The organism is Kitasatospora sp. A2-31 (genome assembly GCF_022288725.1).
Lineage (GTDB): Bacteria > Actinomycetota > Actinomycetes > Streptomycetales > Streptomycetaceae > Kitasatospora.
The window spans coordinates 1-6678 of record NZ_JAKNTA010000060.1; the positions used below are offsets into that span (position 1 = coordinate 1).

The window sequence follows — 6678 nt, forward strand, 5'->3', positions numbered from 1 at the left end:
CCGGTCCCGCCGCGGCGGCCCGCGCGCTGCGCGCCGCCCTCCCCGACGAGTCCGATGTCCTGAGCGACGCGGAGCAGCGCCTGCTGCGTGAGTGGCTCACGCGCCTGGCGGCGGACGGTGGCGCTCCGCGTGCCTGATCGCGTCCGCGTGCCTGACCGTGCGCAGCCGCCCTCGTGCAGGCACTAGCGAAGGGACCGGCCGTTGCGCAGGCGTGTGCCGCCGAGGACCAGGGCGACGAGGAAGACGACGATGCCGATGACGAGGAGGTAGAGCAGGCCGTCCGCGGCCACGCCGATGATCCCGAGGATGATCGCGACCAGAATGAGGAAGAGAATCCAGGCCATGGCGGGCCTCCTTTGCCCTCGTCGCCGGCGGGCCGGCAGTGCTTCGCGTCTGATCGCCCGCCCGGTGCCGAAACCCCGAACCGGCAGCGGCTCTCAGCCCTGCTGCTTCGCCGCCCAGAAGCGGCGGATCTCGTCGAGTTCGTCCAGGAGTTCTTCCTCGCGGCGGTCGAACTCCTCCTCGCTGATGTGCCCGGCGACCAGGTCGCGTTCGAGTGATTTGAGCGCCTCCTCGACGGGCGCGGGGTCGTAGTACTGGCGCTCGGCCGCGTTCGCCACCTGTTCGGCCACCCAGACGGCCCCGCGCACGGGGGCCAGCGGCAGCGTCAGCAGCCCCGTGATCAGCCCCATGACGTCCTCCTAGACGAAGCTGTAGGGCGGCAGCGGGCCGTGCAGCCTGAACTGGTAGCTCTCGCCCCACTCCTCGGCCAACCGGGACTCGGCGGTGACGAACTCCTCCTGACGGGCGTCCTCCACGAGGAAGGAGACACTGACGAAGTCGTTGCCGTGGGGCTCGTTCTCCTTGGTCTCGCGCGCCAGCGGACGCAGCACCTCCAGGACCCGGGCCGCCGCGGAGTCGCCGCGCTCCCGCAGCTCCCCGGCCACGAGTTCGCCCAGCCGCACCTTGACGTCCGGATCACCGCTGCGCCGGCTCTCCTCGTTCAGCCGTTGCGCCTCGGGGGAGTCCTGCAGGATCTGCCGGAGCATGAGGTCCTCGTCGAAGGCCGCCTTGAGCAGGTACTCCGCGCATCCCGCGAGGGTGTGCAGCCGCTCCCGGTAGAAGTCGGCGCGCTCCGTGAGCGCCTCCCGGATCTCCTGGGGCTCGGAGGCCACCATGCCGAACCGGAGCGGGAGCACGGTTCCGTCGGCCATCAGCCGCTGGAGGACGGTCTGGTGCGCCATGACGTCGCGACGGCGGGCCCGCAGCCCTTCGGGCACGGGGCTGATGATCGCGGTCAGATCGGCCTCGCTGAGGGTGTCCAGCTTCTCGGGAGGGTCCCCGACCCCCGTGAGGCCGTCCAGGCTCGCCGGATGGCTGCCGGCGACGATCGCGTAGACGTAGACGGCCATGGCTCACTCCTCTTCCCGGCGGGCGCGGCGCGCCGGCCGCGACCTCTCGCGCCTCTCGACCCGTTCCGGCTCCTCCTCATCGCCCTGGGTGTGCTGCCGGATGGTGTCCGTCACCGCCTCCACCGCGCCGGTGAGCGCTCCCTTGCTCTTGCCCCGGGCGCCGCCCTCGGTCATCTCGCCGACCAGATCGGTCAACTTGGTCGGCGCCTTGCGGCCGGACTCCAGGTCCAGCCGGTTGCACGCCTCCGCGAAGCGCAGGTAGGTGTCCACACTGGCCACCACGATGCGCGCGTCGATCTTGAGGATCTCGATGCCCACCAGGGACACGCGCACGAAGACGTCGATGACCAGACCCCGGTCGAGGATCAGCTCGACGACGTCGTACAACGTGCCCGAACCCCTGCCCCCGGTTGCTGCACTGCCTCCGCCGCCCTGCGGCACCACAGTCACGGTGCCTCCTTCCGCGGACACACCACGCGCGAATCGCCCGACCCGGCCGTCCTCACGTCCGGCGGTCGAGCTGATCACGGGTGTAGCGGCGTGTCCTCTCGTAACCCAGTACGTCCCCCTCGCTGTCGAGCGTCACCCGGTAGGTGGCGAGGATGCTCGCCGTGTCCGGCACCCGCTCGACTTCCACCACCTCCAGCTCGGCCTCCCATCCTTCGTCCGTGCGCCGGAGGCCGGACACCGACTCGGGCACCCTGCCGAGCAGCATCTCCAGCTGTTCCAGTGCCGCCCGCATGACCGCCGCCATCGACGGCCGCGGGCTGCTCCTCCTCGGGGCCCGCCTGGCGGGCTTGTCCTCGTCGGATCCCGACACGCTTCGCCGGGGCTTCCTCGTGGGCTGCCCGTCGTCGTCCTCGTGGTGCCGAGGCATAGACCGTCCTTCCATCCCGCTCACGCCTACCCGTCCATCCTGGGGCAAACCGGGCAGGGGGCGCGGGCTGCGCCGGGCCGCCCGGGCGGTCGGGCCCCTCCGGGCTCAACGGGTGGGGTCGGCCCGTTCCTGCAGCAGGGCCCGGACCAGGGCCAGGGCCGGCCACTGCAGCCGGCCGGGCCGGACCACCGCGTAGGCGCGCAGCACCACCGGCGGATCGGCCAGCGGGACGATGCGCACCCCGGGCAGGGGCACGCGGTCGGCCGGCAGGAGGGCCACCCCCAGGCCGGCGGCGACCATGTGCTGCACCAGGTCGAGGCTGTCGGCGCGGTGGGTGACCCGCGGGGTGAAACCGGCCATCGAGGCGAGCGTGCGCACCACCGTCTCGTCCGCGGTGTGCCGGGAGTTGGCGATCCAGTCCAGCTCCGCGCAGGCCGCGAACACCTCGGTGGCGCAGACCGCGGGCACGTCCAGGGCGGCCGGCACCGCGAGGACCCAGTCCGCCCTCCACAACGGCGTCACCTCCACCGACCGGTCCGCCGGTGCCGGGGCCAGGTTGTAGTCGTAGGTCAGCGCGAGGTCCACCGCGTCGTCGGCCAGCAGCGCCAGCGACTCCGGGGGCTCGTGCTCGCGCACCAGCAGCCGCACCCGCGGGTACTGCTCGGAGAGCCGGACGACCAGCGGCAGCAGGAAGTCGCGCACCGCCGTCAGGTACCCGGCGACCCGCACCGTGCCGTTCGGCTCCGCCCCCGCACTCAGGTCCAGCCGGGCCGCCTCGACCGCGTCCAGGATCCGCGTCCCGTGTTCGACCAGCCGGCGGCCCGCCGGGGTCAGCCGCACCCCGCGGCCCTCCGGCTCCACCAGCACCTGGCCGACCTCCTTGGCGAGCGCGGCGAGCTGCTGCGACACGGTCGACGTCGTCACGTGGCAGTTCTCGGCGACCGCGCGCATCGAACCGAGGCGCGACAGCTCGCAGAGCAGGGCGAGGCGGCGGGTGTCCATGAGGGCATCGTTCACGATTCATGAACGGACTGTCCAGAAATGGCACGTGGACGGCAACGGTTTCCGGAGGTCTACTGATCCGCATGACGCCCCACGGCCACCCCACCCCACGCTCAGACGGCCACCGGGCCGGCGCCGGCGCCGCCATGACGATCGCCGCGATGACCTCCATCCAGGCCGGCCTCGCGCTGTCCGTCGGCCAGTTCGACCGGATCGGCCCGGTCACCACCGCCTGGCTGCGGCTGGTCTGGGCCGGACTGGTCCTGCTCGTCCTGGCCCGGCCCCGGCGCTCCGACTTCACCCGCAGCGGGCTGCGGGCCTGCCTGGCGCTCGGCGTGGTGACCGCGGGCATGATGAGCCTGTTCACGCTCGCCATCGCCCGCATCCCGCTCGGGACGGCCAGCGCCCTGGAGTTCCTCGGCCCGCTCGCGGTCTCCCTGTACGCGGGGCGCCGCGCCGGACTGCTGCGCTGGAGCCTGCTCGCCGCGGCCGGGGTCGTGCTCCTCACCCAGCCCTGGCGCGGGGGGACGGACCCGGTCGGCATCGCCCTCGCCCTGGCCGCGGGCGCCGGCTGGGCCGGCTACATCCTCCTCACCCAGCGCGCCGGCGACCAGGTCGAGGGCCTCAAGGGGCTCGCCGTCTCGCTGCCGACGGCGGCCCTCGTCACGACGTTCTTCGTCGGCCCCGCCGCGATCGGCTCCGTCACCCCGTCCCAGGCGCTCACCGGCCTGCTGCTCGCCGCCTTCGCGCCGCTGCTCTCGTTCACCCTCGAATTCCTCGCCCTGCGACGGCTCACCACCGCCGCGTTCGGCACCCTGATGAGCCTCGAACCGGCGATCGCCATGGTGATCGGAGCCGTGGTCCTGGGCCAGTTCCCCGGGCCGGTCGGCGTCCTCGGCGTCGCCGGCGTGGTCACGGCCGGCATCGCCGCGATCCGCACCGGCGCCCGCACCCCGGCCGTACCGGCCCCGGCTCCGACGACCGACGGGGACACCGCGCCCGTCGCGGCGGCGGCCGCCGCACAGCCCACTCACTGACGCCCCCGCCGGCCAGGAGGACACGGCGCACTCACCCGGCGCTCAGCCCACCACTCCGACGATCCCGGCACGGCGCTCACGGCACGGCCGATCCCGGCACGGCGCCCGGCTGGCGGCGATGGGCCCAGGCGGCCAGCAGCCGCAGGGCCGTCTCGGACGGCGACCCCTCCTCCACGGTGTGCGCGACCAGCGCCTGGTCCGGATCGTCGGGCTGGCGCAGCGTCTCGAAGCCCAGATCGAGCCCGCCGACGACCGGATGGCGGTAGACGTACCGGCCGTGGGTCTTGTCCCGCAACTCGTGGGCCGCCCACAGCCGACGGAACTCGGGGCTGGCATCGGACAGTTCGTCGATCAGCGCGGCCGTGCCGGGATCGTCCGGGTGGCGCCCGGCGTCCAGCCGCAGGTAGGCGACCACGTCGGCGGCCTTCCCGGGCCAGTCCGCGTACAGGCCGCGCATCCCCTCGTCCAGGAACACCAGGCGGGCGAGGTTGCGGTGCCGGGGCGGCAGCGCGCCGAAGTCCGTGATCAGCGCGGCGGCCAGGGCGTTCCAGGCCAGCACGTCGGTGTTGCGCCCCACCACGTACGCGGGGACGTCGGCGATGGAGTCGAGCAGCCGCCGCAGCCCCGCCCGCACCCGTTGCGGCGACGCCTCCGCCGCGCCCTCCGGCCCCTCCGCCCGTCCCGCCCGCTCCGGCTCCGGCCACGGGCGGGCCAGCCGGTAGAGGTGGTCGCGCTCCACCGGGTCCAGCCGCAGCGCCCGGGCGACGGCGTCCAGCACGGCCTCGGAGAAGTGCAGGGTCCGCCCCTGCTCCAGCCGGACGTAGTGGTCCACGCTCACCCCGGCCAGCCGCGCCAACTCCTCGCGGCGCAGCCCGGGGACCCTGCGCTGCCCGCCGTAGTGCGTCAACCCCAGGTCGTCGGGGCGCAACCGGGCGCGGCGGGAGCGGAGGAACGCGCCGAGTTCCGTACGTCGGTCCAGAGCCATGCGCCCACCCTCCCACGACGCCGTCCCGTCCTGCCTGGTCACGCCGTGCCCAGGCACCGGCTGCCACTGGGCGCCCCGCCCGCGGGCGGGCACCGTGATGGACGGCCCGGGCCTGCCGGTGCCGGCGGCCGGCGCGCACCGCGCCCGTCCCGCCGCCCCGACGTCCAGCCCGGACCCACGGGTACCACGAGGACCGACGAACCCCCGAGCAGCCCCGAAGCCGCCCCGGGAACCCGACGAGGAGTCATCACCGCATGAGCGCCACCCCCCTGCCCACCCGCCCCCTCGGCACCACCGGCATGGACATCACCCGGGTCGGTTTCGGCTCCTGGGCCGTCTCCGGCACCGGCTGGCGGTTCGGCTGGGGCGCCACCGACGACGCCGAGTCGATCGCCACCATCCGCCACGCCGTCGCCTCCGGCGTCAACTGGATCGACACCGCCGCCGTCTACGGCCTCGGCCACGCCGAGGAGTTGGTCGGCCGGGCCGTCGCCGGCATCCCGGAAGCCGAACGCCCCTTCCTGTTCACCAAGGCCGGACTGGTCTGGGACGCGGCCGACCCGCAGGCCGCACCCCGACGCATCATGAAGCCCGCCAGCGTCCGCCGCGAGCTGGAGGACTCGCTGCGCCGCCTGGGCGTCGACCGCATCGACCTCTACCAGGTGCACTGGCCCGACACCGGCGGCTCGATCGAGGTCGCCGGCGACGGCACCGGCGAGGCCGGCGCGGACGCCACCCCGCTGGAGGAGTACTGGCAGCTCATGGCCGACCTGCGCACCGAGGGCAAGGTCCGCGCGATCGGGTTGTCGAACCACACCGTCCCGCAGCTGCAGGCCGCCGAACGGATCACCCACGTCGAGGTCGTCCAGCCGCCGTTCTCCGCCGTCAACCGCTCCGCCGCCGCCGAGATCGCCTGGGCCGCCGCCCACCGCACCGGCGTGATCGCCTACTCGCCGCTGCAGTCCGGCCTGCTCACCGGCGCCTTCTCGGCCGACCGCGCGGCCGCCCTGCCCGCGGACGACTGGCGCCGCGACCACGCCGACTTCACCACCGGCCTGCCGGCCAACCTCGCCCTCGCCGACGCCCTGCGCCCGGTCGCCGCCCGGCACGGCGCCTCCGTCGCGGAGACGGCCATCGCCTGGGCGCTGGCCTGGCCCGGCGTCACCGGGGCCATCGTCGGCGCCCGGCGGCCCGACCAGGTGGACGGCTGGCTGGGCGCCGGCGCCCTGGAACTCACCACCACCGACCTGGACGAGATCGCCGCCGCGATCGCCCGCACCGGAGCCGGCACCGGCCCCGCCCCCCCCCCCCCCCCCCCCCCCCCCCCCCCCCCCCCCCCCCCCCCCCCCCCCCCCCTCCCCCCCC

At 74.6% G+C, this 6678-nt stretch carries 9 protein-coding genes and 1 pseudogene; 3 read left to right on the forward strand and 7 right to left on the reverse strand.

The features are described 5' to 3' along the window. Positions 1-137: pseudogene (locus MCM47_RS39035) on the forward strand (TetR family transcriptional regulator); the annotation flags it as partial. Between the two features lie 45 nt (positions 138-182). On the opposite strand, the gene MCM47_RS39040 reads toward MCM47_RS39035, so the two are convergent. The 6 genes from MCM47_RS39040 to MCM47_RS39065 all read right to left on the reverse strand — a co-directional run bounded on the left by MCM47_RS39040 (position 183) and on the right by MCM47_RS39065 (position 3291). Then, a complete protein-coding gene (locus MCM47_RS39040; RefSeq protein WP_238951651.1) occupies positions 183-344 on the reverse strand; it encodes a hypothetical protein in 162 nt (53 codons plus the stop codon). Between the two features lie 93 nt (positions 345-437). Then, positions 438-692: a gas vesicle protein GvpG gene (locus tag MCM47_RS39045; protein WP_238951652.1), complete on the reverse strand. Its 255-nt coding sequence runs from the start codon at positions 690-692 to the stop codon at positions 438-440. 9 nt (positions 693-701) lie between these two features. Further along, positions 702-1412: a GvpL/GvpF family gas vesicle protein gene (locus MCM47_RS39050; protein WP_238951653.1), complete on the reverse strand. Its 711-nt coding sequence runs from the start codon at positions 1410-1412 to the stop codon at positions 702-704. A gap of 3 nt (positions 1413-1415) precedes the next feature. Continuing rightward, positions 1416-1862: a gas vesicle structural protein GvpA gene (locus MCM47_RS39055; RefSeq protein ID WP_238951654.1), complete on the reverse strand. Its 447-nt coding sequence runs from the start codon at positions 1860-1862 to the stop codon at positions 1416-1418. 52 nt (positions 1863-1914) lie between these two features. Further along, entirely contained in the window at positions 1915-2232 is a 318-nt protein-coding gene (gvpO, locus tag MCM47_RS39060; RefSeq protein ID WP_238951655.1) for a gas vesicle protein GvpO, read from the reverse strand. A gap of 162 nt (positions 2233-2394) precedes the next feature. Further along, positions 2395-3291: a LysR family transcriptional regulator gene (locus MCM47_RS39065; protein WP_238951656.1), complete on the reverse strand. Its 897-nt coding sequence runs from the start codon at positions 3289-3291 to the stop codon at positions 2395-2397. 161 nt (positions 3292-3452) lie between these two features. Here MCM47_RS39065 and MCM47_RS39070 point away from each other — a divergent pair, with 161 nt between their 5' ends. Continuing rightward, positions 3453-4328 carry a DMT family transporter gene (locus MCM47_RS39070; RefSeq protein ID WP_238951657.1) on the forward strand — a complete coding sequence of 292 codons (876 nt, stop codon included), beginning with the start codon at positions 3453-3455 and terminating at the stop codon, positions 4326-4328. 76 nt (positions 4329-4404) lie between these two features. Here MCM47_RS39070 and MCM47_RS39075 read toward each other — a convergent pair whose 3' ends face one another. Further along, positions 4405-5313, reverse strand: a complete 909-nt coding sequence (locus MCM47_RS39075) for a helix-turn-helix transcriptional regulator (protein WP_238951658.1) — start codon at positions 5311-5313, stop codon at positions 4405-4407. A 254-nt stretch (positions 5314-5567) separates the two neighbouring features. On the opposite strand from MCM47_RS39075, the gene MCM47_RS39080 reads away from it, so the two are divergent. Beyond that, a partial coding sequence (locus MCM47_RS39080) for an aldo/keto reductase (protein WP_238951659.1) occupies positions 5568-6678 on the forward strand: 1111 nt, incomplete at its 3' end.

Bases quoted from the DNA above. Each gene is read 5' to 3' on its own strand.
- MCM47_RS39040 (WP_238951651.1), bottom strand. From the start codon at position 344: ATGGCCTGGATTCTCTTCCTCATTCTGGTCGCGATCATCCTCGGGATC.
- MCM47_RS39045 (WP_238951652.1), bottom strand. From the start codon at position 692: ATGGGGCTGATCACGGGGCTGCTGACGCTGCCGCTGGCCCCCGTGCGC.
- MCM47_RS39050 (WP_238951653.1), bottom strand. From the start codon at position 1,412: ATGGCCGTCTACGTCTACGCGATCGTCGCCGGCAGCCATCCGGCGAGC.
- MCM47_RS39065 (WP_238951656.1), bottom strand. From the start codon at position 3,291: ATGGACACCCGCCGCCTCGCCCTGCTCTGCGAGCTGTCGCGCCTCGGT.
- MCM47_RS39070 (WP_238951657.1), top strand. From the start codon at position 3,453: ATGACCTCCATCCAGGCCGGCCTCGCGCTGTCCGTCGGCCAGTTCGAC.
- MCM47_RS39075 (WP_238951658.1), bottom strand. From the start codon at position 5,313: ATGGCTCTGGACCGACGTACGGAACTCGGCGCGTTCCTCCGCTCCCGC.